The organism is Tangfeifania diversioriginum (assembly GCF_900141875.1).
Lineage (GTDB): Bacteria > Bacteroidota > Bacteroidia > Bacteroidales > Prolixibacteraceae > Tangfeifania > Tangfeifania diversioriginum.
The window spans coordinates 25717-51936 of sequence record NZ_FQZE01000030.1 but is presented as its reverse complement, the minus strand read 5'-3'; the positions used below and the strand labels follow the sequence as shown (position 1 = coordinate 51936).

25 protein-coding genes and 1 riboswitch are annotated in these 26220 nt (G+C 41.7%); of the genes, 6 read left to right on the top strand and 19 right to left on the bottom strand.

The window, feature by feature from the left end; translation table 11 throughout:
- Positions 1–449 precede the first annotated feature (449 nt).
- The 7 genes from BUC07_RS16660 to BUC07_RS16630 form a co-directional block, all read right to left on the bottom strand.
- Positions 450–863: a DUF134 domain-containing protein gene (locus tag BUC07_RS16660; protein WP_073172224.1), complete on the bottom strand. Its 414-nt coding sequence runs from the start codon at positions 861–863 to the stop codon at positions 450–452.
- Position 864: 1 nt separating this feature from the next.
- Positions 865–1938 carry a chorismate synthase gene (gene aroC / locus BUC07_RS16655; RefSeq protein ID WP_073172221.1) on the bottom strand — a complete coding sequence of 358 codons (1074 nt, stop codon included), beginning with the start codon at positions 1936–1938 and terminating at the stop codon, positions 865–867.
- Positions 1939–2023: 85 nt separating this feature from the next.
- Positions 2024–2593, bottom strand: coding sequence for an FKBP-type peptidyl-prolyl cis-trans isomerase (locus tag BUC07_RS16650; RefSeq protein WP_073172218.1), 570 nt, complete (start codon positions 2591–2593; stop codon positions 2024–2026).
- 117 nt (positions 2594–2710) lie between these two features.
- A complete protein-coding gene (locus BUC07_RS16645) occupies positions 2711–3685 on the bottom strand; it encodes a DUF4465 domain-containing protein (protein WP_175552556.1) in 975 nt (324 codons plus the stop codon).
- Between the two features lie 101 nt (positions 3686–3786).
- Positions 3787–3994, bottom strand: a riboswitch (cobalamin riboswitch).
- Positions 3995–4082: 88 nt separating this feature from the next.
- The gene (locus BUC07_RS16640; RefSeq protein WP_073172212.1) at positions 4083–4373 is read right to left on the bottom strand and encodes a hypothetical protein; all 291 of its coding nucleotides are present in this window, start codon (positions 4371–4373) and stop codon (positions 4083–4085) included.
- 138 nt (positions 4374–4511) lie between these two features.
- Positions 4512–5465 (bottom strand): UDP-glucuronic acid decarboxylase family protein, encoded by a 954-nt coding sequence (locus BUC07_RS16635; RefSeq protein WP_073172246.1) that lies wholly within the window; start codon positions 5463–5465, stop codon positions 4512–4514.
- A gap of 18 nt (positions 5466–5483) precedes the next feature.
- The gene (locus BUC07_RS16630) at positions 5484–6812 is read right to left on the bottom strand and encodes a UDP-glucose dehydrogenase family protein (RefSeq protein WP_073172209.1); all 1329 of its coding nucleotides are present in this window, start codon (positions 6810–6812) and stop codon (positions 5484–5486) included.
- 372 nt (positions 6813–7184) lie between these two features.
- On the opposite strand from BUC07_RS16630, the gene BUC07_RS16625 reads away from it, so the two are divergent.
- The 4 genes from BUC07_RS16625 to BUC07_RS16610 all read left to right on the top strand — a co-directional run bounded on the left by BUC07_RS16625 (position 7185) and on the right by BUC07_RS16610 (position 11227).
- Positions 7185–8819, top strand: coding sequence for an ATP-binding response regulator (locus BUC07_RS16625; protein ID WP_175552555.1), 1635 nt, complete (start codon positions 7185–7187; stop codon positions 8817–8819).
- 76 nt (positions 8820–8895) lie between these two features.
- Positions 8896–9885 (top strand): CdaR family protein, encoded by a 990-nt coding sequence (locus BUC07_RS16620; protein WP_073172202.1) that lies wholly within the window; start codon positions 8896–8898, stop codon positions 9883–9885.
- A 21-nt stretch (positions 9886–9906) separates the two neighbouring features.
- Positions 9907–10509: a dephospho-CoA kinase gene (gene coaE / locus BUC07_RS16615; protein ID WP_073172243.1), complete on the top strand. Its 603-nt coding sequence runs from the start codon at positions 9907–9909 to the stop codon at positions 10507–10509.
- A complete protein-coding gene (locus BUC07_RS16610; RefSeq protein ID WP_073172199.1) occupies positions 10493–11227 on the top strand; it encodes a TerB family tellurite resistance protein in 735 nt (244 codons plus the stop codon). The genes coaE and BUC07_RS16610 overlap by 17 nt, the downstream gene beginning before the upstream one ends.
- 60 nt (positions 11228–11287) lie before the next feature.
- Here BUC07_RS16610 and BUC07_RS16605 read toward each other — a convergent pair whose 3' ends face one another.
- From BUC07_RS16605 to BUC07_RS16560, 10 genes are all read right to left on the bottom strand, one after another.
- Positions 11288–11797, bottom strand: a complete 510-nt coding sequence (locus tag BUC07_RS16605; protein ID WP_073172196.1) for an NADH-quinone oxidoreductase subunit NuoE family protein — start codon at positions 11795–11797, stop codon at positions 11288–11290.
- Positions 11798–11850: 53 nt separating this feature from the next.
- On the bottom strand, positions 11851–13602 hold the full coding sequence (locus BUC07_RS16600; protein ID WP_073172193.1) for an NADH-dependent [FeFe] hydrogenase, group A6: 1752 nt from the start codon (positions 13600–13602) through the stop codon (positions 11851–11853).
- Between the two features lie 18 nt (positions 13603–13620).
- A complete protein-coding gene (locus BUC07_RS16595) occupies positions 13621–15414 on the bottom strand; it encodes an NADH-quinone oxidoreductase subunit NuoF (RefSeq protein ID WP_073172190.1) in 1794 nt (597 codons plus the stop codon).
- Positions 15415–15435: 21 nt separating this feature from the next.
- Positions 15436–15831 (bottom strand): (2Fe-2S) ferredoxin domain-containing protein, encoded by a 396-nt coding sequence (locus BUC07_RS16590; protein ID WP_073172187.1) that lies wholly within the window; start codon positions 15829–15831, stop codon positions 15436–15438.
- 16 nt (positions 15832–15847) lie between these two features.
- A complete protein-coding gene (locus BUC07_RS16585; RefSeq protein WP_073172183.1) occupies positions 15848–16396 on the bottom strand; it encodes an ATP-binding protein in 549 nt (182 codons plus the stop codon).
- Positions 16393–17133 carry a PHP domain-containing protein gene (locus BUC07_RS16580; RefSeq protein ID WP_073172180.1) on the bottom strand — a complete coding sequence of 247 codons (741 nt, stop codon included), beginning with the start codon at positions 17131–17133 and terminating at the stop codon, positions 16393–16395. Before BUC07_RS16580 ends, BUC07_RS16585 begins: the two co-directional genes overlap by 4 nt.
- 101 nt (positions 17134–17234) lie before the next feature.
- Positions 17235–17582 (bottom strand): serine kinase, encoded by a 348-nt coding sequence (locus tag BUC07_RS16575; protein ID WP_073172177.1) that lies wholly within the window; start codon positions 17580–17582, stop codon positions 17235–17237.
- Positions 17569–18936 (bottom strand): [Fe-Fe] hydrogenase large subunit C-terminal domain-containing protein, encoded by a 1368-nt coding sequence (locus BUC07_RS16570; protein ID WP_073172241.1) that lies wholly within the window; start codon positions 18934–18936, stop codon positions 17569–17571. The genes BUC07_RS16575 and BUC07_RS16570 overlap by 14 nt, the downstream gene beginning before the upstream one ends.
- A 137-nt stretch (positions 18937–19073) precedes the next feature.
- Entirely contained in the window at positions 19074–19493 is a 420-nt protein-coding gene (locus BUC07_RS16565; protein ID WP_245792726.1) for an ATP-binding protein, read from the bottom strand.
- Positions 19493–19837 (bottom strand): hypothetical protein, encoded by a 345-nt coding sequence (locus BUC07_RS16560; protein WP_073172174.1) that lies wholly within the window; start codon positions 19835–19837, stop codon positions 19493–19495. Before BUC07_RS16560 ends, BUC07_RS16565 begins: the two co-directional genes overlap by 1 nt.
- A gap of 187 nt (positions 19838–20024) precedes the next feature.
- Between BUC07_RS16560 and BUC07_RS16555 the strand changes: the two genes are divergently transcribed.
- Together BUC07_RS16555 and BUC07_RS16550 are read left to right on the top strand one after the other, a co-directional pair.
- The gene (locus BUC07_RS16555) at positions 20025–20951 is read left to right on the top strand and encodes a PAS domain-containing protein (protein ID WP_073172171.1); all 927 of its coding nucleotides are present in this window, start codon (positions 20025–20027) and stop codon (positions 20949–20951) included.
- The gene (locus BUC07_RS16550) at positions 20935–22137 is read left to right on the top strand and encodes a SpoIIE family protein phosphatase (protein ID WP_073172167.1); all 1203 of its coding nucleotides are present in this window, start codon (positions 20935–20937) and stop codon (positions 22135–22137) included. Before BUC07_RS16555 ends, BUC07_RS16550 begins: the two co-directional genes overlap by 17 nt.
- A gap of 381 nt (positions 22138–22518) precedes the next feature.
- Here the strand turns inward: BUC07_RS16550 and BUC07_RS16545 are convergent, their stop codons facing one another.
- Together BUC07_RS16545 and BUC07_RS16540 are read right to left on the bottom strand one after the other, a co-directional pair.
- On the bottom strand, positions 22519–23532 hold the full coding sequence (locus BUC07_RS16545) for a dihydroorotate dehydrogenase-like protein (RefSeq protein ID WP_073172164.1): 1014 nt from the start codon (positions 23530–23532) through the stop codon (positions 22519–22521).
- A gap of 172 nt (positions 23533–23704) precedes the next feature.
- Positions 23705–26020 carry a sodium-translocating pyrophosphatase gene (locus tag BUC07_RS16540; protein ID WP_073172162.1) on the bottom strand — a complete coding sequence of 772 codons (2316 nt, stop codon included), beginning with the start codon at positions 26018–26020 and terminating at the stop codon, positions 23705–23707.
- Positions 26021–26220 lie beyond the last annotated feature (200 nt).

Sequence of the window (26220 nt, the reverse complement as noted above, 5' to 3'; positions counted from 1 at the left end):
CGATTTTTAACTGCCGGACAGATTGATATTTAACCATGATGTGCAAACTTTTTCCCTTGAAGTTAATATTTTGTTTGCACTTTGAAGCTAAATTGCGTGACTTTTTTGTATGTAATTTATTGACAATCAATTGTTAATATTGTTTTTCAGCAAACCTTACTTAAAAAGTTAGTTGTGATCTATTTTTGACTACAAAAATAGAATTCCTTCAATAATCTAAGAAAAACTGAGATTCAAAATATGTTAAATTAAGAGAAAAAGATGCTTGTGCCTGAAGAAGGAATCCAAATTCAAAAGTTAGAGACTTATATTTCACTAAAAATAAATTGAATAGCTATTGCTAAAACAAATAATATTCCATAACTTGTATATCCTTTTGTATAAAGGCTCTGGTTTTATCACAACTTGATTTAATGCCACCGGGTAGAGGCCCGGTGGTATTTTTTTATCTATTTCGAATAAAATTCGTTTAAGGAAATTACTTCAGAAGAACTGCAAACAGGGCAGTCCGGATTTTCTTCCTCGTAGTTGTTAAAACTGGCCAGACATGTATTACATTTAAACCAGTTTTTATCGAAGTAAATATCACCTCCCCTGAAAATGATGTCACGGCCTTCAACAAAAGCTGTGGCCACTTTATTTCGGGCTTCTTCGTAAATCCGTGTTAAAGTGGGCCTCGAAACATCCATGTGTATGGCAGCCTGCTCCTGGGTCAGGTTTTGATAATCGAGCAGCCGAATGGCTTCGTACTCTTCCAGCCGAAGAATTACTTCATTCGATTTGCGGCCTCTAACACCAAAAACCGACATTCCTTTTATAACAGGGGGTACCTGTATTCTTCTGTTTCTTTTTCTTCTGGGCATATTACATTGAATTTAGTTTGCTTAATAAAAAATGATCGACCAGCACAAGCGCAGCCATGGATTCCACAATAGGTACTGCACGTGGTAAAACGCACGGATCGTGCCTTCCTTTTGGGTTAATTGTCACCTCATTACTGTCTTTGTCAACTGTTTGCTGTTCTTTCAGCAAAGTGGCAATAGGTTTAAAAGCCACATTAAAATATATGTCTTCACCGTTGGAAATACCTCCCTGGATTCCTCCTGAGTTATTTGTTTTTGTCCGGATACCGTCTTTGCTATGAATAAATACATCGTTGTGTTCCGAACCACTCAGCTTGGTTCCTGCAAAACCAGATCCGTACTCAAACCCTTTTACTGCGTTTATACCCAACATTGCAAAACCAAGGTCGGCATGCAGCTTGTTAAAAACAGGCTCGCCCCAACCGGCAGGAATGCCCCGGGCCACGCATGATACCGTTCCACCAACGGTGTCGTGGTTTTTTCCGGCTTTTTCAATGCGTTCAATCATTTTTGCAGCGGTTTCCTCATCGGGGCACCGTACAATGTTGTCATCAGTTTTGGTAAGATCTGTTTCGGTGTAGGGTTTTTCCATTTTTACTTCGCCCACCTGCGACACAAATGCCTGGATGGTAATTCCTTTTACCGCCAGTATTTGTTTGGCGATGGCCCCTGCCACAACCCGGGCAATGGTTTCGCGGGCTGATGATCGTCCGCCCCCCCGGTGATCGCGTGTGCCATATTTTTGCTGGTAAGTATAATCGGCATGCGAAGGCCGGTAAACATCTTTTAAGTTATTATAGTCATTGGAGTGTTGGTCTTTATTCCAAATGATAAAAGCGATTGGCGTTCCCTGCGTTTTTCCCTCGAAAATACCGGAAAGAAATTCCACCTGATCGGCTTCCTTGCGTTGGGTAGTTATTTTCGACTGCCCTGGTTTTCTTCTTGCCAAATCTTTCTGAATAAGGTCCATATCCAGCTCAATACCAGCAGGACAGCCATCAATAATTCCACCTATGCCACGGCCGTGAGACTCTCCAAAAGAGGTTAATCGAAATATTTTTCCAAACGTATTCATACACATTAAAAAAACCCCGTTTTCTTGCAAATGTTCAAGAAAACGGGGTTAAAATACTTAAATTGTGGTAATAATCAAAAATAAATTAACTGCCGCAACCGCAACCGCCACCGTGGTCTGATCCACATCCGTCGTCTTCGCAGCCGTCGCTTCCGCAACCACATCCACCGCCCGAAAGTATCTGGGCCACTTCTTCTTCGGTTGCTTCGCGTACTTCAAGCACTTCTCCTGCAAAATGCAAATCTTCGCCGGCTAACGGATGGTTGAAATCCATCTTCACGTTTTCATCGTTAACTTCGAGTACAAGGCCGTTCAGCCGCTGGCCATTGCTGCTCATCATTGGTACTGCATTGCCAACAGCAATTAACTCGTCGTCAAATTTCCCGTCAACAAGAAATACATGTTTGGGTAATTCAACTATTGCATCCTGATTTACATCACCGTAAGCATCATCTTTTGTAAGCTTTATGGAGAATGGTTCTCCTTGTTTCAAGCCTGCAAGGAGAGATTCAAACTTGGGCAGCATAACCCCGGCGCCATATAAAAACTGTAATGGTTTTTCAGCAGTTGCTTTTTCAACTACTTCTCCTTTCTCATCGTCCACCCTCAAATCGTAGGTCAATGTAACCATTGAATGCTTTGAAATCTCTAACATAATTCTTCAAATTTTTTATTAATTGCAAATAAACTCTTTTTATGGCACAGAACAAAATACTTTTAAATCCTTTACTGGTTTAATAACAAAAAAACAATGCTTTGGATTGCAATTTTTTTAATTTTTCAAGATTTTTTTCACTGAATAGCCTTTTGCATTTTTCACTTTCAGCAAATACATTCCGGGAGGATAATTCCCTAGACCTGAGATGCGTATATTGGTTTCATTTTCCACTTTCTCCCTGTAAAATATTTTGCCCGACAAATCAGTTAAAACAACCATTTCAATTTTTTCAGGCAATTCTACCTGAATAAAATTATTTACCGGATTGGGATATACATTTAGCGCCTGATTTTTTTTATTCACAAGAATGCCGGAAGAAGTGAGTTTTGCCATCGTAAAATTATCGATACAAAAATATGCCGGCGTGTTCAATCCCCATTCACTCATATCAGTGGATTCCATACTGAAATGTAGTTCAGTTACTTTTCCCAGGCCACTCAAATTCATCCATTCCCAGGTATTTACCTGGTAATCTTCATCTGAATTTTCGAACCGGTAATCGGCCAGAAAAAATTCAACAGTATCGGTTGAATTGCCCCACTCATTAACTCCCCAGGCCAAAAGTTTTAAATAATCGGGGTCGGTTCCGTCGGCACCTCCAAACTGTTTGGCAAAACCGTTTACACCACCGTCGCGCATGGCCAGATAGGCATAAGTTGAATTGGTAACATTGAACCCGGTAATATCAACTGCAGAATCAAATTCCATTTTTAGTGTGCCCGGAAAATAAGCTACTGCATAATTTTCAGAACCTGAAACTCCGCCACCGGGAATGGCGCTGTACTGGTTTTCGTACCCTGGGGTAACCGTGTCTGTCATATTCGAAACAGAAAAACCACTCCAGCTTTGATATTCGGCATTGTAATCGTTGGGGAACCAGAATCCGCCGCTGTTAAAACCACCGGCACCGTCGGAGCCATTATACCACGAACCGGATTCCAAAACTACATCATCAAAAGTTGCTACAGTCTGGGCATTTGCTGACAACAGGGCCACCCAGAGCCCCAGAAACAAGTAAATTTTTTTCATTGTAAAATTAATTTTGGTGAAACAAAACATTTTACAATACCAAAAACCTGTGGGAAAAATGAAAGGTATATTACCTCCAGCTTTTACTCCCGAAAGCTTACGATATTGTTTATGAAACGGCAGGTCTTCTGGCTTTCCCCAATTGGCAGCGGCCTTCCCGCTCCGTTTACCGACGGAACAGTGGCTGAAATGCTGTCAACATGAAAGGATTACAGCTGCGGGTACAGCTCCGGACTTCCCCGATAGTTATCGGGCTCACCGGATTCCCTCAAAATCTCAAAACTGAGAACCATTTCACTGCAAAAATAGATTTTTATTTATAAAAAATGCACCTGAAGATTTTTTTACTCATCCCCAGGTGCATTCTTTTAATTTGCACCACTTTGTCAGACAACTACTATAGTGCCTTAAACCACTCCTGAAAATATTTTCCCAACCATGGTGTTTCTTTCTTTTCTCCCTGAATTGAACCAATGAGGCTCAAAATCCAAAAAACGAAAACCACAATCGAAACAATCCAGCCAATCACGGGAATTAAAGTCAGAATCAAACCTGCAAGGTATATTCCAAGAGTCTGACGAATGTAATAACTGGCGAACTCGTCTTTTTCGTTGCTGTTAATAACCAATGCAATAATCCAACCGATAATAGTAATGTGTGCTACAATTGCCTTTGTTTTTCCATCCATAGTTTTAAATTTTTAATTTATGTAAATTTCGTAAATTAAAATTTAGTTAACAAAACAATTTTCAAAAATCGTACTTTTTTATCTTTTTCAAATAGCTGTTATTACCGAATTATTTAATGCTACCAGTTAAATAAACTTTCAGGAAATCTTTTCTGAAGAAAGCAGATGTTCGAAATAATCTATTGTTTTTTCAAGTCCCACGCGCAAGGGAACAACTGGCTCCCAGTTGTTTAATTTTTTTCTGGCCAGCGAAATGTCGGGTTGGCGCTGCACCGGATCGTCTTCGGGTAACGGCTGGTAAACAATTTTAGATTTTGAACCGGTAATATCCAAAATTTCGTGTGCCAGTTCGAGCATAGTAAATTCACCCGGATTACCAATATTTACCGGGCCGGTAAAATCATCACCGGTTTCCATCATGCGCACCATCCCCTCAACCAAATCACTTACATACTGAAAACTTCGCGTTTGTTTGCCATCGCCAAAAATGGTAATGTCCTTATTTTGCAGCGCCTGAACAATAAAATTTGACACCACCCTGCCGTCGTTGGGTTCCATTTTGGGACCATAAGTATTAAAAATGCGTACAATTTTTATTTTTACATCATTTTGCTGATGGTAATTCACAAACAACGATTCGGCACATCGTTTTCCCTCATCGTAACAGGAACGTACACCAATCGGATTTACATTTCCCCAGTAACCTTCCGGTTGCGGATGCTCTTCCGGATTGCCATACACTTCGCTGGTTGATGCCTGCAATATTTTTCCTTTGATACGTTTAGCCAGTCCAAGCATATTTATGGCCCCCATTACCGAAGTTTTAATGGTTTTAATAGGATTGTACTGGTAGTGAATTGGCGAAGCCGGGCAAGCCAGGTTGTAAATTTCGTCCACTTCAATGTAGTACGGCATGGTAACGTCGTGTCGTATAATCTCGAACCATGGATTTTCCATGAGGTGAACTATTTTTTGTTTTTTGCCCGTGAAATAATTATCGAGGCAAATAACTTCATTCCCCTGGTTCAGGAGGTATTCACACAGATGCGAGCCGACAAATCCGGCACCGCCGGTTACCAAAATCCGTTTCATTTTTTTCAACTTTTTGATTTAACTTTTCACCGGTTTACGACCAATGGGATAATAGGTAAAATTCATTTCTTCCAGCTCTGCCCTGTCGTATATGTTACGTCCGTCAAAAATGATTTTATTTTTCAGCAGCCGCTCAAGCACCCTGAAATTGGGCAACCTGAACTCAGGCCACTCGGTTACGAGAATAATGCCATCGGAATCAATACAGGCATCATATTCATCTTTTGCATAGCCGATTTTGTTCCCCAAAATCCGCTTCGCTTCTTTCATGGCCACAGGGTCGTAGGCAACAACTTCAGCACCGGCTTCAATTAATTTTTCAATTATAACCAGTGATGGCGCTTCGCGCATATCATCGGTTTTGGGCTTGAAAGCCAGGCCCCACATTGCAAATTTCAACCCTTTTAATTTGCCTCCAAAATGATTAAAAATTTTCTGATAAAGCGTTGACTTTTGCCTGTTATTTACAGATTCAACCGCTTTCAAAATTTCAAGCGGATACCCTTTTTCATTGGCTGTGCGAATAAGTGCCTGCACATCTTTGGGAAAACATGAACCGCCGTAACCGGTGCCCGGATACAAAAATTTGTTTCCAATCCGCGGGTCGGAACCAATTCCTCTCCGCACGGCATCAATGTCGGCTCCAACAATTTCGCACAAATTGGCAATTTCGTTAATAAAACTTATGCGGGTGGCCAGCATCGAATTGGCGGCATATTTTGTCATTTCTGAAGATGTGATATCCATAAACAAAATCGGATGCCCGTTGAGCAAAAATGGCTTGTAGAGTTTTTTCATCACCTTAATTGCCTGCTCCGATTCTGTACCAATTATAATGCGATCCGGACGCAGAAAGTCCTGGACAGCACTGCCCTCTTTCAAAAATTCGGGATTTGAAGCCACATCAAACGGAATTTCCACCTCACGTTTTTGCAGTTCTTTTTGAATTGCAGCTTTTACTTTTACCGAAGTCCCCACAGGAACGGTACTTTTTGTGGCCACTACAATGTAATGATCCATGTGCTTTCCAATTTCTGACGACGCACCAAGCACATATTTCAAATCGGCACTCCCGTCTTCATCGGGAGGCGTTCCAACGGCAATAAAAACTGCCTCCGAATTTTCAAGGCTGCTTTTCAAATCTGTTGTAAAAGAGAGCCTTCCCTTTTCAACATTTCGTTTATAAATATCTTCAAGTCCGGGCTCGTAAATGGGTATTTTCCCGTTGTTCAACATTTTAATTTTGTGTTCATCCACATCAACACAAACAACCTGGACACCTGTTTCGGCAAAACAAGTTCCTGATACCAATCCAACATAACCTGTGCCTATTACTGTAATCTTCATCTGCTTAACCTGTTTTTATTTGTTTGAAAAACATGCAACTTGTCATTGTGTAAAATCTACTTTATGTAAAAATTTACGCCTGCTTTATTTCATGTTTATGTATCTATATATTTAATAGTGCATTTCGAAATAAACATTCAAATGTACGATTTTTGATTAGGACGTTGTTTCTTTCCATTGAAAATTACCATAGTTTTTCAATTTTATGGACGGCAATTGTAAAAAAATATGTAATTTCAAGGTGGGAAGATTAAAAAAATTATTAATTCCGGTATTGCATAATAACAAATGTTCATTTCCTGCATTTTGGCATTGCAAAACAATGCTCAGAACATTCGAATGTGCATTACGGATATCTATAAACAAAAATATATGGAAAACGATGCGGCGCTTTTTAAAGAAAAACTGGAAAAAGAAAAATCTGCAAGAATTAATGCAGAAGAGCAAATCGGACAGCTAAAAAGAGAACTGGAAAAAGCCTTAAAACAAAAAAACACCATTATAAAAAATGAACCTGATGTTATTTTCAACATAACTGACAAAGGTGAAATTATAACGGCTGACCTGCCACAAAAAAATAAACTTTTTGGCCATTTAATAAACGGAGAAAAACCAACTATCCACAATGTTTTCAGCAGAAAAAATGCCCTGGTTTTCGACAATGCGTTAAAAAATTGCTTCAAAAAGGAAACAGTTCAATTCCATTTCAACCAGAAGAAATCAGATAAAATTTTCTATTACGAAGCCAGGCTTGTAAAAACCGGCCCCCATGAAGTTCTTGCCATCGCAAGAGACATTACCCCACTAAAAAACAGCGGGAAACAATTGAGGGAAGCACTAAAAAAAGCAGAAGAAATTTCCCGTTCAAAATCAGAATTCCTCGCCAATGTTTCGCACGAAATCCGAACTCCGCTCAATGCTATTTTAGGGTTCAGCCAGTGGCTTTTTGATAATGCCGAACAAAAACAGCACCGCGAATACCTGAGTACAATTCTTGAAAGCGCACGCAACTTGCTAAATCTTTTAAACGACCTGCTGGATTTGTCGAAAATCGAGGCCGGTAAAATGGAGATGGATATCCACCCGATGAACTACCAGGAAGTAATTAACGATATTGAACTGGTATTTCAGGAAAAAGTTAAAAATAAAAAATTGTCGTTTAATGTTGTCACCGATTCATCGGTCCCCGCTAATTTTTTTATGGACGAAATCCGTTTTTACCAAATCATATTCAACCTGGTAAGCAATGCTGTAAAATTCACTCAAAACGGAATAGTTGAAATCTCAGCCCATGCCAAAAGAACCGGTAAAAAAGATGAGGTAAATCTTATAATTTCAATAGAGGATACAGGTATTGGCATAAGCAAAAAACAACAAAAAAATATTTTTGAAACCTTTACCCGGCAAGACAGCCACCAAAACCGCGAACATGAAGGAACAGGCCTGGGGCTTGCCATTGTAAACGGATTGCTGAAAAAACTAAACGGTACCATTTCCCTGGAAAGTAAACCAGAACAAGGTTCTGTTTTTACTGTAACTTTTTTTGATGTAAAAACAGCATCAGCCGACAACCCCAGGGAGGCTCCGCAAAAAGAAGGAACCATTATGCAACTGGAGCCCTGCAAAATTATGATTGTGGATGATATCAGTTACAATAAACTTGTGTTGAAACAAATTATCAAATCGGACCAGGCCACTTTTATTGAAGAAAGTGATGGCACCAGCGCACTGGCAAAATTAAAAACCGACAAACCCGACATTATTTTTATGGACATCAGAATGCCGGGAATAAGTGGATACGATGCCGCCGAAGCAATAAAACAGGACGAAGATTTGAAACATATACCCCTAATTGCATTCACCGCCTCAACCCTGAAAGACCACAGCAAACAAATTCACCGTTTGTTCGACGGCTACCTTCAAAAACCTGTATTCAAAAAAGATGTGGACTTCATTTTAAAAAAATACCTGAAATTCAGCTATGTGGAAAAAACTGAGGCAGATTAAAATGATAAAATAAACTGAAAAGAATGATTTTTCAATTGGCATAATTCATTAATTTTGTCGAATTTCAACTACTACAATGAAAAAGAAACTCACAGAAATAGTGAATTATTTCAACTTTGAAAAACTAAAGAAGGACCGGCGGCTGATTGTATTTGCTGTTTGCCTTTTAATTGCCACTGCACTTTGGTTTTTGAACGCATTAAGTAAAGATTACACAACCACTATAAATTACCCGGTTAAATACACCAATCCGCCCGAGGAGATGTTTTTAACCAGTACTCCACCCAAAAGATTTGAACTGAAAGTTGAAGGACATGGTTTTTCCATTTTACGGTATAAACTCATTTTGTCGCCTTCACCTATCGTATTAGATCTTGCTTCAATCCACGAAAATCATGAAGGCAGCGCAAATATCATCACCATCCAATCGCAAAGTTTAATTGAAAGAGTTTCGCAGCAGGTTACCAATGAAATTTCAATTGCAGAAATTTCACCCAATGTAATTACACTGATTTTTGACAGCGCGGCCACAAAAACACTTCCGGTGAAAACCAACCTTACCACCACTTTTAAACCGCAGTTTTACCTCAAAAACAAAATTACTTTTCAGCCTGAAAGCATAAAAATATCGGGGCCATCGACAGCACTCGACACAATCCGTTTTCTGGAAACCGAATCAGTTAACATTTCAGAAATCGATGAGAATATTGAAAAAGTTGTGCAGGTAAAAAGGCCGTTAAACACAGAATTGTCGTCCGATAAAGTACTGGTTAAAATACCGGTCGAAAAATTTACCGAAAAGGAACTTACTATTCCGGTTGAAATAAAAAATAAGCCCGAAGGTGTTTCTGTTAAACTTTTCCCTTCGGAAGTAAAAGTTTCGTTTTTGGTGGGGATGAGCAACTATGAAAGCACAACAACAAATAGTTTTAAAATCACTGTTGATTTCAACCAGGCTGACAACAGCAGCGAAACCCTTGATGTAACTATTGATTCGAAACCTCCATTTATTCAATCGCTCCGGGTTTCACCCCAATCGGTTGATTTTTTGGTGGAAACCGATTAATGAATGTTCAAAAAAATCAGTATGGCTTTAACCATTGGAGTTACAGGCGGAATTGGAAGCGGAAAAACTACAGTATGCAAAGTTTTTAAACTGTTGAGGGTCCCGATTTTTGAAGCCGACAAGACAGCTAAAAATTTACTTGATACCGACCAACAGCTAAAATCAGAACTCATTCACCTTTTTGGTGAAAATATTTACACCCCAAATGGCACCATTGACCGAAAAAAACTTGCCGAAATTATTTTCAATGATAAAATTCAACTCTCTAAAATGAATGCGCTGGTACATCCTGCCGTTCGGAGAAATTTTAAAAACTGGGTGAAACAGCACGAGCATTTTCCGTACGTCATTCACGAAGCGGCCATTCTTTTTGAAAGCGGGTTCTACAAAATAATGGATTACAACATTTTGGTAACAGCCCCCCAAAATGAGCGGATTGAAAGGGTAATGAAACGCGACCAAATAAGCAGAAAAGAGGTTGAGGAACGCATAAAAAACCAGCTCCCCGAAGAAAAAAAACAGGAACTGGCCAACCTTGTTCTGATGAACGATAATAAAAATTTATTGATACCAAAAATTATTGAAATAGATAAAAAACTAAAAGAAGATGGCAAAATTTGGTAAATGGATTGGCGGAGGATTAGGCTGGGCAGTTGGTGGCCCCATAGGAGCAATTTTTGGTTTTGTGGTGGGCTCAATTGTCGATGGAAGCACAACTGAAATTCAGACAGGAAGGCCAAGCGGTTACTCGGGCCGTACCACAACCGGCGGCTACGTGATGAGCCTGCTGGTATTGGTAGCTGCAGTTATGAAAGCCGATGGAAAAGTATTGAAATCGGAACTGGACTATGTTAAAAAATTTATGGTGCAAAACTTTGGAGCTGCATCGGCACAGGAAGCCGTGAAAATGTTGCGCGATCTTCTGAAGCAATCTATCCCGGTGAATGCTGTCTGCACCCAAATCAAGCAAAACATGAACTATTCGGCGCGGTTGCAACTGCTTCATTTTTTATTTGGCATTGCACAAGCCGACGGGCATGTGGACGAAAATGAACGAAAGCTTATTGAAACGATTGCCCGCCAGATGGGCATTGGCAACGGCGATTTTGAGTCCATCCAGGCCATGTTTGTTCGAAACATCGATGCCGATTATAAAATTCTGGAAATTGCACAGAATGCATCGAACGAAGAACTGAAAAAAGCCTACCGCCGGATGGCCATGAAATATCACCCCGACAAAGTGAGCCACCTGGGCAATGATTTTCAGAAAGCAGCAAACGAGAAATTCCAAATGGTGAACCGGGCTTACGAAAACATTAAAAAAGAGCGGAATATTGCATAAAAATACCGGGGCAGCATCAGTAAAATACGATGCGCCCCGGGCAACAGAACAAATTAAATGTTATGCAGATTTTGCATTTTCACTTGCACATCCTTCGCGGTATTCTTTAATAATATTAACCACCTGGGTGGGTGCAACCCTGCCGAACACTTTTTCGCCCACCATAACAACGGGTGCCAGGCCGCAAGCTCCCACGCAACGCAGGCAGTTCAGCGAGAATTTTCCATCGTCGGTTGATTCGCCCACCTCCACTTTCAGCTGGCGTTTAAATTCGCTCAGAACCTGTTCGGCTCCCCGCACATAACAGGCAGTTCCCATGCAAATTGAAATGGGGAACTCTCCCTTGGGAATCATAGTGAAAAAGCTGTAAAAAGTGACTACTCCGTAAACTTTTGCCACCGAGGTTTTGAGTTCGCGGGCAATAACTTCCTGCACTTCGGCCGGAAGATAGCCCAGCTTGTTTTGAACTTTGTGTAACACGTTTATGAGTTCGCCTTCTTTGTTCCCAAATTCAGCGCAAACTTCTTTAATCTGTTGGACCGTATTTTCGGCAAGTTTTATTTTTGGCATGATATAAGACTTTTAGACTTTAGACTATTAGATTTTAGATAAAACCAAAATATTTAAGTACGATCAAAATATTCAGTGTGCAACAACTGATGCGCCTTTTCGCTCATCGGTTTACCCAGAAATTCTTCATACAACTGAATGATGTACGGATTTTCATGCGACTTTCTGATTTTTTTATTACCATCTTCCTGGTAAATAGCCATTTGCCTTTTTTTCAGAATATCCACATTGCCATGATGATAGGGCTGGCCGCCACCCCCGATGCATCCACCCGGGCAACTCATAATTTCAATAGCATGAAAATTACTCTCCCCTTCTTCAATTCTTTTAAGCAACTCGCGGGCATTTCCCAATCCGTGGGCAATGCCAATATTTATTGGAAATCCGTCGAAATCAATTGTAGCCTGCCGGATGCCTTCCATTCCTCTCAATTCATTAAAATCAATTTTGGGAAGTGGCTTTTTCGTGTACAGTTCGTAGGCGGTTCGTACCGCAGCCTCAATTACACCACCGGTTGTACCAAAAATCACGCCTGCCCCGGTTGATTCCCCCAACGGCTGGTCGAAATCCTCATTTGATAAGCGGCTAAAGTTGATATTTGCTAACTTAATGAGCGAAGCCAGCTCGCGTGTAGTAAGGGCGTAATCCACATCCGGATTGCCATCAACTTTAAACTCATCGCGCCCGCATTCATACTTTTTGGCAACACATGGCATAATTGAAACCACTACCAGATCCTCCCGTTTGATTCCCATTTTCTCTGCAAAATAGGTTTTGGCAATGCTCCCAAACATTTGTTGTGGCGACCGTGCTGTGGAAGGAATATCTTTCAGCTGTGGAAACTGATGTTCGAAAAATTTCACCCAGGCAGGGCAACAAGATGTAAGTATTGGCAACTGCACATCTTTATCTCCCTCCAAAAATTTAGTCAGCCTGTTGAGTAATTCAGTGCCCTCCTCCATAATTGTGAGGTCGGCAGCAAAATCGGTATCAAAAACTTTGTCGAAACCCAGGCTGCGCAACGCCGAAACAAGTTTGCCTGTTACCAGCGTGCCGGGTTCCATTCCGAACTCTTCGCCCAGCGCAGCACGCACGGCAGGAGCGGTTTGAACAATTACAGTTTTTGCAGGATCAGACAATGCCCTTACCACATTATTGGTTTGATTCACTTCGGTTAACGCGCCGGTTGGACAAACAGCCACGCACTGCCCGCAATAAGTACAAACCGAATGGTCGAGGTTCATTTCAAAAGCAGGAGAAACAACAGAGTTGAACCCGCGGTTGATGGCAGAAAGTACCCCAACTGTTTGCACCTCGTTACACATCATTTCGCAACGGCGGCACATAATGCACTTGTCCACATCGCGGATAATAGCCGGTGAAGTGTCTTCACGGTAAGTTGACTGCTCGCCTTTGTAGTGGATTTCCCTTATTCCGAGGTGATGGGCCATATCCTGCAATTCACAATTCCCCGACTTTGCGCAAATAAGGCAATCGGCCGGATGATCCGAAAGGATTAATTCAACAACAGTTCTTCGTGCATTTATGGCACGTATGGAGTGCGAATGTACCACCATGCCTTCGGCAACCTCGGTACAACAGGCCGGGGCGAGATTTCTTCTTCCTTCCACTTCTACCACACAAACGCGGCACCCGCCGGGCTTGTTCTCAATATTCATGTCGTCGAGTTTCATATGGCAAAGCGTGGGAATATGAACCCCAATGCTTTTTGCCGCCTCTAAAATGGTAGCTCCTTTTTTTACTACCAGTGGTTTATTATCTATTGTTAATTGTACTGTATCCATTGTTTTTAATTTTCAGGATTAAGAAAGTCTAATTGCATTGAACTTGCATTTTTCGTAACACACGCCACATTTAATACAAAGCGACTGGTCGATGTAGTGCGGCTGCCTTCTCTCCCCGGTAATTGCTCCCACCGGGCAGTTGCGGAAACAAAGTGTGCATCCGGTACACAAGTCCTCAATTATTTCATATTTAAGCAACGCTTTACATTGTCCTGCCGGGCATTTTCCTTCATTAACGTGCGCCAGGTATTCATCTTCGAAATTGAGAATTGTGGACAACACAGGATTGGGCGAAGATTGTCCCAGGCCGCACAAAGAGGTATCTTTTATTACATTGCTCAGTAATTTCAGCCGTTCTAAATCTTCCTCTTTTCCATTTCCATTGGTTATATTCTCGAGAATTTCGTGCAGACGTTTGTTTCCAATGCGGCAGGGCGAACATTTACCACACGATTCTTCGAGTGTGAATTCGAGGTAAAATTTGGCAATAGAAACCATACAGTCATCTTCATCCATCACAATCATACCACCGGAGCCCATCATTGAGCCGGCCTTAATCAGGTTGTCGTAATCAATTGGTGTATCCAGAAAATCTTTGGTGAGGCATCCGCCTGAAGGACCACCGGTTTGCACCGATTTAAATCCTTTGCCATCTTTTATGCCACCGCCAATATCGTAAATCACTTCGCGCAGGGTTGTCCCCATAGGCACTTCAATCAGCCCCACGTTATTGATTTTACCGGCAAGGGCAAATACTTTGGTACCTTTCGATTTCTCTGTTCCAATTTTGCTGAACCAGCTGGCTCCTTTGTTCAGAATTACCGGGATATTGGCAAAAGTCTCCACGTTATTCACGTTGGTGGGTTTGCCCAGGTAGCCTGAAACGGATGGGAACGGGGGTTTGAAAGTAGGTTCGCCCCTTAACCCTTCCATTGAATGGATGAGCGCTGTTTCTTCACCGCAAACAAATGCCCCGGCACCAAGGCGGATATCTATTTCAAAATTGAACCCGGTTCCCAGGATATCTTCACCGAGCAACCCGTATTCACGCGCCTGATTAAGCGCAATTTTCAGTCTTTCAATGGCAAGTGGGTATTCAGCCCTGATGTAAACCAGTCCATTTTCGGCACCAATGCAGTAACCGCAAATGGCCATGGCTTCAATAACCGAATGTGGATCGCCCTCGAGTATTGAACGATCCATAAATGCACCGGGGTCGCCTTCATCGGCATTGCAAACCACGTACTTTTCATCCGATTCCACATTCCGGGTAATTTCCCATTTCAATCCTGTGGGGAATCCGCCGCCGCCACGGCCGCGCAATCCTGAGTCTTTTATTTCTTTGATAGTTTCATCAGGAGTGAGTTCACCAAGGCATTTGCCAAGCGCCATATATCCATCGCGCGAGATGTATTCATCAATGCTTTCAGGATTAATGAAACCGCAATTCCGCAAAGCAATCCGCAATTGTTTTTTGTAGAAATTCATTCCTTTTGAATCGCTGATTGCTTTTTTACTTACCGGGTCGGTATATAATAACCGCTGAACCGGCCGGCCTTTGAGAAGGTGTTCTTTTACGATTTCTTCAGCATCATCGGGTTTAACGTTCACATAAAAAGTATTGTCGGGCATCACTTTAACAATAGGCCCTTTTTCGCAAAATCCGAAGCAGCCGGTAAAAACGACCTGAACATCGTCTTCCAGGCCGAGCTCATCAATCCAGTTTTTTAATGATTTTTTGATTTCATCGCTTTCAGCAGCTTTGCACCCTGTGCCGCCACAAATAAGCAAATGCATTTTATAATCGGTCATAATTGATTAGTTGAAAGTTTATTAATCGTCGATGGTTTTAAAAGTAATTGGAATTACGCCGTCGATAAGTTCGCCGCGTTTTATGTAAACATCAATAATTTCTTCTGCTTTCTCTTTATTTACATATCCAAAAACCACAGCATCTTTTCCCGGCAGGGTTACTTCCACGGTGGGTTCGGCATAGCAATAACCCATGCAGCCCGTTTGCGTCACCACAGCATCAATAGCCTGCTGTTCCAACTCATCCACAAAATATTTCATGGTTTCTTTTGCCCCCGATGCAATTCCGCAAGTAGCCATGCCCACTTTTACCTGAACAATTTGCTCGGGATGATCGCTGTTCTCCCGCAATTTAATTTTCGACTGAACTTCGTCTTTTATTCTCTTAAGGTCAGCCACAGTTTTTATTTTTGTCATAGTTGAATGGTATTTTTTAGTTAATCACTTCCAATTCTTTCAGGTTATTTATTATCATTTCAATAACAGCTTCTCTCACTTCTTTTTGGCTTAGTGAAACGCCTTCGAGCATGTCGAAAATCTCTTTCGAGTCGATTTCAAAACTGCCTGCCCCCGTGCAGTGTTTGTAAATCAACCTGATTTCCGGATTGCTCAGCAACGTGTAATACCACGTGTTCCAGATGTCGCCAAGCGGAGGCCGGTCCAAATGCGATTTCTGAAAAACAGCTTTTACCAAAGTCCCTTCTCCGGGAACAGAATCGATGGTAAAAGAGCCGTTTGCACCTTCGGCATTTTGCTTTAAAAGCGACAACCCCAGTCCCACTTTCCGGGTTTTCCGCGATGTAAAGAACGGGTTGGTTGACTGCCTCAAAATTTCCTCCGGCATTCCGCAACCATTATCTTTTACAACCAGGGTATAAAGATTATTTTCTTTATTTTCATTTACTATGATTTCAATCAATGTTGCTTTAGCCCTGACTGAATTCTGTACAATATCCAGCACATGTTCCGAAATGGTTTTCATACCTGCTCAACAAAACGGCCATCCAATTGATTCAAAGCCTTTTTTATTTCCAAATAACTTATTTCATTCAAATTAAAGAGGGAGTAAATTTCGCCAATTTGTTCCAGAAAATGGGCATCGGAATTGCGAATAAAGGTGATTTTGTTTTGTAAAACATACTGTTTTTGAACATGTTTTACCGAACCATGCCTCGAAAGGCCGAGTGCATCGAACTTTAGGGTGGGTGGAATAAACCCCAGCTGGCTGAGAATACCGTTTGCAGACCGGTCGATGTGGGCAGGAATGAAAATTCCGTTGAGTTTTTCAACCTGTTGCTGCACCTGGGTGATCCCCTTCTGAAGCGCTGCCGGAAGAAAATAAGGAATCATTTCTTTAATGTTTTCATTTTCATCAACAACCGGCTGGTAACCAAAATAACCTTCGTCGTTGGGAATTTTGTTTATATTTTCATCAATAAACTGCTGGAATTTTTGCAGTTCGTTCTCCTTTTCAAAAAAGGTGAGGCAATGCACTTCCTCGCGGGTGGTGACTTCGGCGCCGGTTAACACAAAAATCCCTTTTTTTTCGGCCAGTTGTTTTATCACCATTGCATTTTTCGTGGAATTGTGGTCGGTGATTCCAATGATGTCAATTTGTTTTTCTTTAACCCTCTGCACAATATTTAGCGGGGTCATCTCCAAATCGGCACAGGGCGACAACAACGAGTGGATATGTAAATCGGCCCTGAATTTTTTCATTATTACAGATTTTGTAACTAATCAGTTCAACTTTTGTTTTATTGAATTCAGCGAGAGGCAATCAATAAAAACAGGCCTGGCCTTCAGACTGGGTACCGGATTTATGATTGGGACCCCGGATTTAAATCAGCATAGAGTTTTCCGGCCATTTCAAAAGTTCCCATTGCAGTTCCCAGCAGCGGAATTTCTTCTTCCCTGCTGTGCTCAAGCGTATCTTCATCAGGCTCCAGGCCTTTCACCAGAATAACGGCAGCCAAATCTTTCAACGACGCAATGGCCATAACATTTTGGTGCGTTTGCAACGTAATCCAAACTTCATTTTCGGCGGCATTGCCCATTACGTCGCTCAGCAAATCGGACACATAGCCGCCTTCAATCGTTTTTCCCAGGCCTTCTTTGCCCGAAAAAACTTTCAGTCCGTATTTTTCAACCAAATCAGAAACCTTCATTTCTACCTCCTTTTTTGTTGCAATCGGCCTCAAAGCGTTGTTTTCCCCAAATTTTTTCGAGGTTTTTATACGCTTTTTCAGGCTTTACTTTTTGTTCCTTTAAGTATTTATTTTGCAGGAAAACGCAATCGGTCATTTTGGCCTTTCCTTTCACCATATCTTCAGCAAGTGCATGGCAGTTTGGGGCTCCACAACCACCACAGTCCAACCCCGGCAACTGGCATAAAATGTCGTTAATTTTCTGAAGTTTCTCAATGGCTTTGGAGCGATTTTGGTCGAGCACAAAAATATGTTCGGGTTTAATTTCATCGGCAACAAGTTTCTTTTTCACCAGTTCCTTCGCGGCATTTTCTACCTCAACCTGTGCAGCTTTTGGATATCGGGCAGCACGCTTTTGCAGGCGCTCAACCGTAAGAAAGCGGTTTCCGGTAAGCAAAATACCTCCCGCACACCCCTCGCTGCACGACTTCAGCTCCAGGAAATCTATTTCGGGCACTTCGTCGTTTTCCAGCCTTTCTAAAAATTTAACCACATTATGAATCCCGTCGATTGCCATTGACTTTTTCCTGTACCACGCCGATTCGCCACGCGGAAGGCTCCATAAAATTCCTTCGCGGCTCAGGTACCGGCGAAATCCGGAAGTGTCCATCTTTTCTTTTGTTGGAATCAGTTTCATAATCCGGTTATACAAATCTTTCATGTTGATTACCCCGGTTACAATCGACTCTTTTTCGGCCACGGGCTGGTTTACTGCAGCCATTTTTGCAGAACAGGGCGACACGTAAAAAATACCGATTTCATCCTCTTTTGCCCCCTCCTTTTTGAGCTGTTCAATAGCAAAATGAGCGGCCAGATCGTGAGGAGCTTTTCTTCTCACAATATGCGCTGTAAGCGACGGATACTTGCACTGGATAAGCCGAACTATTGCCGGGCAAAACGAAGAGATTAACGGGCGGTGTGTATTTTCACCGCTGAAGTCTTTTATGGATTCCATTAGCCAGCCGGCAGGTTGTTCCACTTCAAAAATATGGGTGAATCCCAATTCAAGCAATGCTTCATAAATCTGGCCTTCAGAATAAATTTCAGAAAACTGGCCAATAAAGACCGAAGGGAAAAGTACCACCCGGTGTTTGTAGTTGTTAATTTTACTGAGATCATCCTGCTCCACATAAAACGCGTCTGCCGGGCAAGCACGCAGGCAGTTTCCGCAATCCACACACCGCTGATTATCGATAACAGCAACGCCATTAACAATACGTATGGCTTCGGTGGGGCAGATTTTCATGCAATGCGTGCACCCAAAACATTTTTGCGTATCCACTTTCAGTGCATGATATTTTTTGTTGTTGTTCATCAGTAAAAACATCTAACCCGGATTATTCACAAATAATCCCTATCTCCGATAGCGACTAAGATTCAGTAAAACTTTTTTTAAAAGTTCAACTTCATCTAAGTCGGGATTAACCTGAACTTTATTCATATTTTTAAAATTTATGAATAGTTCAGGCTAAACGTCACGGTTGTCCCCTCGCCCACTTTGGTTTCAATTTTAAGCTCGTCAGTATTTCTTTTAATGTTGGCAAGCCCCATTCCTGCGCCAAAACCCATTTCCCTTACTTCTTTCGATGCAGTTGAATATCCCTCTTTCATAGCCAATTCGACATTTTCGATGCCCGGGCCGGAATCGGATACCATCACCACCACATCATTTTCACCTACCAGGGCTTTTACATTTCCACTATAAGCGTGTGCAGCCACGTTTACTTCGGCCTCGTAAACTGCCACAACAATTTTTTTTATGATTTTGGCCTCAATATTCAATTGTTTTAACACCTTTTTTATTTTACTCGATGCTTTCCCGGCATTGGAAAAATCGCCCCCCTCAATTGTAAAATTCAACTCAATTGCCATTAATAAACCGGTTTTAGGCCATTCGAATAAAGTATTCCGCTGGTTTTGTAAATTGAAAACGGAGTTTCCAGTATCACCAATCCGTTTTCGCTGGCCAGTTCAACCATTTCGGGCGATGCCTTTTTTCCCCGGGCGAGCACAACCACATCAATATTGGCCATTTCGGCAGTACGGATTAGCTGCACGTTGGCCAGGCCAGTTATCAACAGTATATTTTCCTCTTCGAGTGTTAGCACATCGCTCATCAAATCGGAGCTGAAAGCTTTTTCCAGTTCGAAGTCTTCCTCTGGAAGGCTGGTTGCTGCCCTGGCATTTATCTTCTCAATTATTTCGTTGATTTTCACAATATTGTACTATTAATTTCCTCTTTTGAAATTTCATTCAAGACAAAAACAAAGATAATAGTACAAATCACGATTTTACTGCTAAAACTCATAAATTCATGTTATTAAATAGATTTAAAATGATTCGAAATAAGCTTTTAAATGACTAATTTTCCAGCTGAATTTTGTTCTTACTAAAAATGATATAATGATTTACGACAAACAATCTTTTTTGCCGGGCAATATTGAAGATCCAAAATTTTATCAAAAAATAATTGATGCATTGCCGGTGCCCATTTTCTACCGCGATTTAGAAGGGGTTTTCCAGATGTGCAACAAAGCCCACGAGGAATTTCTGGGAATGCCGAAAGCACAAATTATTGGTCAGTCGGTTTATGATGTTTACACTAAAGAAATGGCTGATATTTTTCATCACCGGGACCAGCAGCTGATTGCGAACCCGGACGTGCAGGGCTACGAAACCCGGGTAAAACAAAAAGACGGTTCCCGTTTGGATGTGGTCATAAACAAAGCCGTTATCCGCGACAATGACAACAAAATTGTTGGAATTGTAGGCTCGATAAATGACATCACCCAACTCAAAAAAACCGAGAAACGCCTGGAGAAAGCAAGAGAGTCGATGGAAGTTTCGTCGCACATGATGCACAAAATAAACCTGGGCATCATTATGATGGATCAGGAAAATAAAGTTATCGACTCCAACGAAAGTTTTGCCCGTTTAATGGGAGAAGATATCCTGGAGTTGTACGAAACCATTCCCGGGCTGAAAGGCGCTGATGTGAAAGGATTGGTTCCCGAAGTCATTTTCAAGATGTTGTCGGGCATACTAAAATCGGGCGAAGAGATGCTTGACCGCGACATTAAATACAGCGACAAACTGCTTCATGTTTCGGTAGTAACACTTTACAAACAAAAGGTTGTAGGTGCCGTTATCCGCGACATGTCGGCCCCCTTGCTTGTTCGCGACGAAATTATTAACCGGGCACAGCGCATTAAGGAACAAAATATTGAGACGGTACAAAAAATCGCCCACCTGCTGGGCGAAAATGCAGCAGAAACAGAAGAACTACTCAATTCAATAATTCAATCTTACAGATATGGTGACGACCAATAATCAAGACTGCCACGTTGAAATTGATGTGCAGCAAAAACGTCCCAGGAATGAAATTGCCTGTGGTGATGTTTTTTTATCTGACATTTTCAGGGAAGAAGGTCGTACTATTCTGGTTTTAAGCGACGGAATCGGGCACGGGATAAAAGCCAGCGTACTGGCCCAGCTCACAGCTACAATGGCACTGAAATATGCACGGTTTCACACCAAGCCCGAAATTTCATCGCGAATAATTATGGAGGCTCTGCCCAAAAGCAGCGACGGCAAAGAAAGTTATGCCACTTTTACAATTATTGAACTGGAAGCCGATGGGAAGGTGCGGATAATCAACTATGACAATCCGCCGGTGCTTATCATACGCAATGGGAAACCATTTCAACCCAAAGAATACGAACTGGAGGTAAGAGGCCATGAAAATGTGGGGAAACTATTGCGTTGCCGCGAATTTGTTGCGCGCAAAGAAGACCGGCTGGTATTCCTTACCGATGGCGTTGTTCAATCGGGGCTGGGGGGCAACAACCGCTATCCCATGGGCTGGGGAATTGATAATGTTAACAGTTTTGCCCTGAGCCAGGTGGAGCGCATGCCAACCATTTCGGCCGCAAAACTGTCAAGGAAAATCATTAACCAGGCAGCCATGAACGACAACTTTGAAATGAAAGACGATACCACGAGCGGCGTAATTTATTTCAGGGAACCACGGAAATTCATGCTAATTACAGGTCCGCCATTCTATAAAATAAAGGATTACGATTTTGCCGATCGAATTAAAAGTTTCAACGGAAAAAAAATAATATGCGGAGGAACCACTGCCGAAATAATTGCCCGCGAACTGAATATGAATGTTGAGATTGAACATGCTCCCAAAACCCGCAATACTTTGCCACCTTCAGCAAAGATGGAAGGATTTGAAATGGTTACCGAAGGAATTCTGACCCTTGGGAAAGTAGAGGAAATTCTCGATAATTACAACAGTGATACACGGTTGCAGGACAGTCCGCCGGAAAAAGTAGTTAAACTGCTGCTTCAACACGACAGCATTGAAATTATTCTGGGCACACGCATCAACTGGGCGCACCAGGATCCGGAGCAGCCAATAGAATTAGAACTTCGAAAATTTGTAGTTAAACGCATTATGAAAATTCTGGCCAACAAATTCTTTAAACATGTTGAAATTGAGTATCTCTGATAATTCTCAAAAAAAAAACTACCACAATAATTTGCAGTAGTTTTCAAGCGTCCTTATAAACCTTCTTTCCGGTTTTATCATTCTGGGTTTGTATTGGGAAAATTTTTTCTGACGTTAACTTTCCCCATCGTATTTTTAAATATCTTTTTGAACGTTGTCTTTGCTGTTTCAAACACCACAAAGTAAAGTCTTTTGACTCGACAAATAGTTATTTCAACGACTTAAACAGAGGGGCGAAAATGCTGATTGTTTGGGTAAAAAATGCCTATATGAAGCTTAAAAAAGTAAGATTGGCAAAAGGGATTAAAATCTCAGAAAAAAAAAGCAGAACCCTGAAACGGATCCTGCTTTTGTGTAACACATATAAACTTAAATGATTACCTATCTCATCGGATATTTCTTAAAAACACCTTCTGAATTCATTAAAATATCAATGTATTGAGCACGCTGATAGGTGAATGGATCTTTCATGTTTTTGCGTGATAGTTTGCCCCTGAAATCATCTATTGATTTGTACTCTTTTTCATCCATCCAATTGTTCAGTTCATCGAGGATTTGTGCCACAACGGCTGGTTTATTTTTATAAACTGTACTCACCAGCTGCACGGCATCGGCTCCGGCCAGTAACATTTTAATTACATCTTCGGGTGTATAGATTCCGCGGCTCACACAAACATCACCATCGAGGTTGCCATAAAGCAATCCGGCAAACCGCAGTGCGACCATGTGATCTCTTGGATTACTCAATTCCCAAGGAAAATGAAATTCTTCTTTTTTAATGTCAATTTCGGGCTGAAAGAAGCGGTTAAAAAGCACGTAAGCATCAGCACCCGCCTCATCAACTTTTTTAATAAAATTCAGCGGATTGGTATAAAACAAACTGATTTTAACACTCACCGGAATTTTTACTGCCTTTTTAACTGCTTTTACAATTTCCACCTGTTTCTCTTCAATCGATTCTGCGGAGCGCTCAAAGTAACCGGGGGTAGCATATAAGTTTAATTCCAGCCCGTCAACTCCGGTTTTTTCCAGTTCCTGTGCGTACTCTACCCAGGTGGGTTCATACAATGCATTTAAACTGGCAAACACCGGCACACTAACATTTTTCTTCAGTTTTTCAAGGTTGTATAAATGTTCCTTCGGGCCGGCATGTTCAATTTCCGGAAAAAGCCGAATCATTTCTGCATTGCGTTCTTCGTATTCGGTAAGATCTTCTGACATTTGAAGGTCCTCAAGCTGAACCTGTTCTTCGAATAACGAACGGTAAACGATTGCGCCAATCCCTGCTTTTTCAAGTTCTTCAATGGTTTTTGGTTTTTCTACCAAATTGCAAGCACCAAGAATTAGCGGGTTTTTAAGTTTTACCCCCATGTAAGTTGTTGAAAGATCTGCCATATTAATTGATTTTTTGATTTTCCTAATTAAAAACTAAATATAGAAATATTTTGCTCAAAATCCTTTTATAATTGGTGCTCTTTTATAAAAGAACCGGAATTTATACTGAAACAAAACAAAAAACCACCTGCTAAACAACAGGTGGTCCTTTTCAATTCAAATTCAAAAATGATTATAACAAACTTAAAGTAACAGTTAAACCGGCCATAACAACCGAAACCATAGTCATAAGTTTAATAAGGATATTCAGCGATGGGCCTGAAGTATCTTTGAACGGGTCGCCCACTGTATCGCCAACAACGGCTGCGTGGTGTGCTTCGCTACCTTTACCGCCGTAATTTCCTTTTTCAATATATTTTTTGGCGTTATCCCAAGCTCCTCCGGCATTATTCATAAATACTGCGAGTGTAAACCCGGTAGTCAAACCACCTGCCAGCAGGCCAACAACACCGGCAACCCCCATTGCGGCACCAACAATTACAGGAACAGCAATAGCAACAATGGAGGGCAGCATCATTTCGCCCTGCGCACCTTTGGTAGAAATAGCAACACATTTGGCATAATCCGGTTTTGTTTCGCCGGTTAAAATGCCTTTCATTTCGCGGAACTGGCGGCGCACTTCGTCAATCATAATACCAGCAGCGCGCCCAACGGCTTTCATTGTAAGTGCACTAAACAGGAAAGCCATCATTGAACCAATGAAAATTCCACCTAAAAACAGCGGGTTAAAAAGGGTAATATCGTAAGCGGCTGAAAATTGTTTCACCGAGGCAGAAGCAATTTCAATTCCGTTTACACCTTCAGGAACATCAACATAAAAATCCATACCTCCTTTGGTAACAAAACCTTCGCCGGCCTTTGCAATTTTACTGAACCACAAACGAACTTCTTCCATATATGCTGAAATAAGAGCCATTGCTGTAAGTGCAGCTGAACCAATGGCAAAACCTTTACCGGTAGCAGCGGTTGTATTTCCCAGCATATCGAGTGCATCGGTGCGTTCGCGAACTTTAGGATCCAACTCCGCCATTTCGGCGTTTCCGCCGGCATTGTCGGCAATTGGCCCAAACGCATCGGTAGCCAGCGTGATTCCAAGTGTTGAAAGCATACCAACAGCGGCAAAACCAATTCCGTAAACTCCCATGGCAAAATGCTGTGCACCACCTGATGCCCAGAAAGCACCCATAATTCCAAGCACAATTGTTACCACCGGAATCCAGGTAGATGTCATTCCAACTGCAACGCCGTCGATAATGGTAGTTGCCGGCCCCTGCTGGGCTTGTTTGGCAATACCTTTGGTTGGTTTGTATTCATCGGATGTAAAAAACTCCGTGGCCTGCCCGATAATAACACCGGCAGCCAAACCAATTACCACAGCCCAGAAAACGCCCCAGGTTACCCAACCCAAAAAGACAAGGCCAATCATAGCCAGAAGTATAAGAACTGAGCTACCGCCGGTTCCAAGCAACAATGCATTTAACAGGTTTTTCTGTGTGGCAGACTCTTTGGTGCGCACCATAAAAATTCCGATTATTGAAAGAATAATACCGATTGCAGCTACCATCATTGGGGCAAGCACAGCCTGATAAGCCGTGAGTCCTGCATCTTTCATAACCAGTGCAGGGAGCGAAGCCCCCAGTGCAGCAGTAGCGAGAATAGAACCGGCATACGATTCGTAAAGGTCGGCTCCCATTCCGGCAACATCACCAACATTATCACCCACATTATCGGCAATTGTAGCCGGGTTGCGCGGGTCATCTTCAGGAATACCTGCTTCAACTTTACCAACCAGGTCGGCGCCCACATCGGCAGCTTTGGTGTAAATACCACCGCCCACACGTGCAAACAACGCCTGGGTAGATGCGCCCATTCCGAAAGTAAGCATGGTTACTGTAATTTCAATTAATTTAACACGTTCGCCTGCACTGTTAATAACCCCCTCGGTTACATATTCGGGGTGTGCATTTACAAGGTTTAACCCAAGAAAATGTAGCCCGTTGGCCATGTTATCGGGTGTATAAACCCACTCGTTTAATATCAGAAACCAGGCGGCAATGTCAAGCAATGCAAAACCAACTACCACAAGGCCCATTACTGCACCACTGCGGAAAGCAACCTGCAATCCTTTATTCAGCGATTGCGATGCGCCATGTGCGGTACGTGCCGAAGCAAATGTGGCAGTTTTCATCCCCAGAAAACCACAAAGGCCGGAGAAAAAACCACCGGTAAGAAATGCAACAGGAACAAATGGGTTCTGCACTTTGAAATAAGCCATGATAGTGAGCAATATAAACAGTATTACAAATACAATTGTAACCACTTTGTATTGCCTGTTCAAATAGGCCATGGCACCTTCTCTAACATACTGAGCGATTTCTTTCATCCGGTCTGTGCCCTCCGAATTCTTCATCATCGATTTAAAGAAAAACCAGGCAAAGCCCAGTGCCAAAATCGAAGCAATTGGAACTATAAAGAAAATATTGTCCATAAGATTGAAATTTTTATGTAACAAACGTTACGGTTTAGATAATAATAAATTCAGTAAACTCTTAGTTTTTATTGTTTGTAATTTTTAGTTTTCAAAACATTTTCTCCAATAGACAAAGATAAATTTTAAAATGAAATGCCGAAGTTTCAGTCCAAGATTTGACAACAGGTTAAAATTTGTTAACACATTTCCTTCATTAC

What these genes read in the sequence shown, in the direction of transcription:
- coaE (WP_073172243.1), top strand. Translation starts at nt 9,907, where the DNA reads ATGGCTTTAACCATTGGAGTTACAGGCGGAATTGGAAGCGGAAAAACT.
- BUC07_RS16600 (WP_073172193.1), bottom strand. Translation starts at nt 13,602, where the DNA reads ATGGATACAGTACAATTAACAATAGATAATAAACCACTGGTAGTAAAA.
- BUC07_RS16575 (WP_073172177.1), bottom strand. Translation starts at nt 17,582, where the DNA reads ATGAAGGTTTCTGATTTGGTTGAAAAATACGGACTGAAAGTTTTTTCG.
- BUC07_RS16565 (WP_245792726.1), bottom strand. Translation starts at nt 19,493, where the DNA reads ATGGCAATTGAGTTGAATTTTACAATTGAGGGGGGCGATTTTTCCAAT.
- BUC07_RS16595 (WP_073172190.1), bottom strand. Translation starts at nt 15,414, where the DNA reads ATGACCGATTATAAAATGCATTTGCTTATTTGTGGCGGCACAGGGTGC.
- BUC07_RS16550 (WP_073172167.1), top strand. Translation starts at nt 20,935, where the DNA reads ATGGTGACGACCAATAATCAAGACTGCCACGTTGAAATTGATGTGCAG.
- BUC07_RS16645 (WP_175552556.1), bottom strand. Translation starts at nt 3,685, where the DNA reads ATGAAAAAAATTTACTTGTTTCTGGGGCTCTGGGTGGCCCTGTTGTCA.
- BUC07_RS16635 (WP_073172246.1), bottom strand. Translation starts at nt 5,465, where the DNA reads ATGAAACGGATTTTGGTAACCGGCGGTGCCGGATTTGTCGGCTCGCAT.
- BUC07_RS16620 (WP_073172202.1), top strand. Translation starts at nt 8,896, where the DNA reads ATGAAAAAGAAACTCACAGAAATAGTGAATTATTTCAACTTTGAAAAA.
- BUC07_RS16540 (WP_073172162.1), bottom strand. Translation starts at nt 26,020, where the DNA reads ATGGACAATATTTTCTTTATAGTTCCAATTGCTTCGATTTTGGCACTG.
- BUC07_RS16650 (WP_073172218.1), bottom strand. Translation starts at nt 2,593, where the DNA reads ATGTTAGAGATTTCAAAGCATTCAATGGTTACATTGACCTACGATTTG.
- BUC07_RS16610 (WP_073172199.1), top strand. Translation starts at nt 10,493, where the DNA reads ATGGCAAAATTTGGTAAATGGATTGGCGGAGGATTAGGCTGGGCAGTT.
- BUC07_RS16555 (WP_073172171.1), top strand. Translation starts at nt 20,025, where the DNA reads ATGATTTACGACAAACAATCTTTTTTGCCGGGCAATATTGAAGATCCA.
- BUC07_RS16580 (WP_073172180.1), bottom strand. Translation starts at nt 17,133, where the DNA reads ATGAAAAAATTCAGGGCCGATTTACATATCCACTCGTTGTTGTCGCCC.
- BUC07_RS16660 (WP_073172224.1), bottom strand. Translation starts at nt 863, where the DNA reads ATGCCCAGAAGAAAAAGAAACAGAAGAATACAGGTACCCCCTGTTATA.
- BUC07_RS16590 (WP_073172187.1), bottom strand. Translation starts at nt 15,831, where the DNA reads ATGACAAAAATAAAAACTGTGGCTGACCTTAAGAGAATAAAAGACGAA.
- BUC07_RS16630 (WP_073172209.1), bottom strand. Translation starts at nt 6,812, where the DNA reads ATGAAGATTACAGTAATAGGCACAGGTTATGTTGGATTGGTATCAGGA.
- BUC07_RS16640 (WP_073172212.1), bottom strand. Translation starts at nt 4,373, where the DNA reads ATGGATGGAAAAACAAAGGCAATTGTAGCACACATTACTATTATCGGT.
- BUC07_RS16625 (WP_175552555.1), top strand. Translation starts at nt 7,185, where the DNA reads ATGGAAAACGATGCGGCGCTTTTTAAAGAAAAACTGGAAAAAGAAAAA.
- BUC07_RS16545 (WP_073172164.1), bottom strand. Translation starts at nt 23,532, where the DNA reads ATGGCAGATCTTTCAACAACTTACATGGGGGTAAAACTTAAAAACCCG.
- BUC07_RS16585 (WP_073172183.1), bottom strand. Translation starts at nt 16,396, where the DNA reads ATGAAAACCATTTCGGAACATGTGCTGGATATTGTACAGAATTCAGTC.
- BUC07_RS16605 (WP_073172196.1), bottom strand. Translation starts at nt 11,797, where the DNA reads ATGCCAAAAATAAAACTTGCCGAAAATACGGTCCAACAGATTAAAGAA.
- aroC (WP_073172221.1), bottom strand. Translation starts at nt 1,938, where the DNA reads ATGAATACGTTTGGAAAAATATTTCGATTAACCTCTTTTGGAGAGTCT.
- BUC07_RS16570 (WP_073172241.1), bottom strand. Translation starts at nt 18,936, where the DNA reads ATGAACAACAACAAAAAATATCATGCACTGAAAGTGGATACGCAAAAA.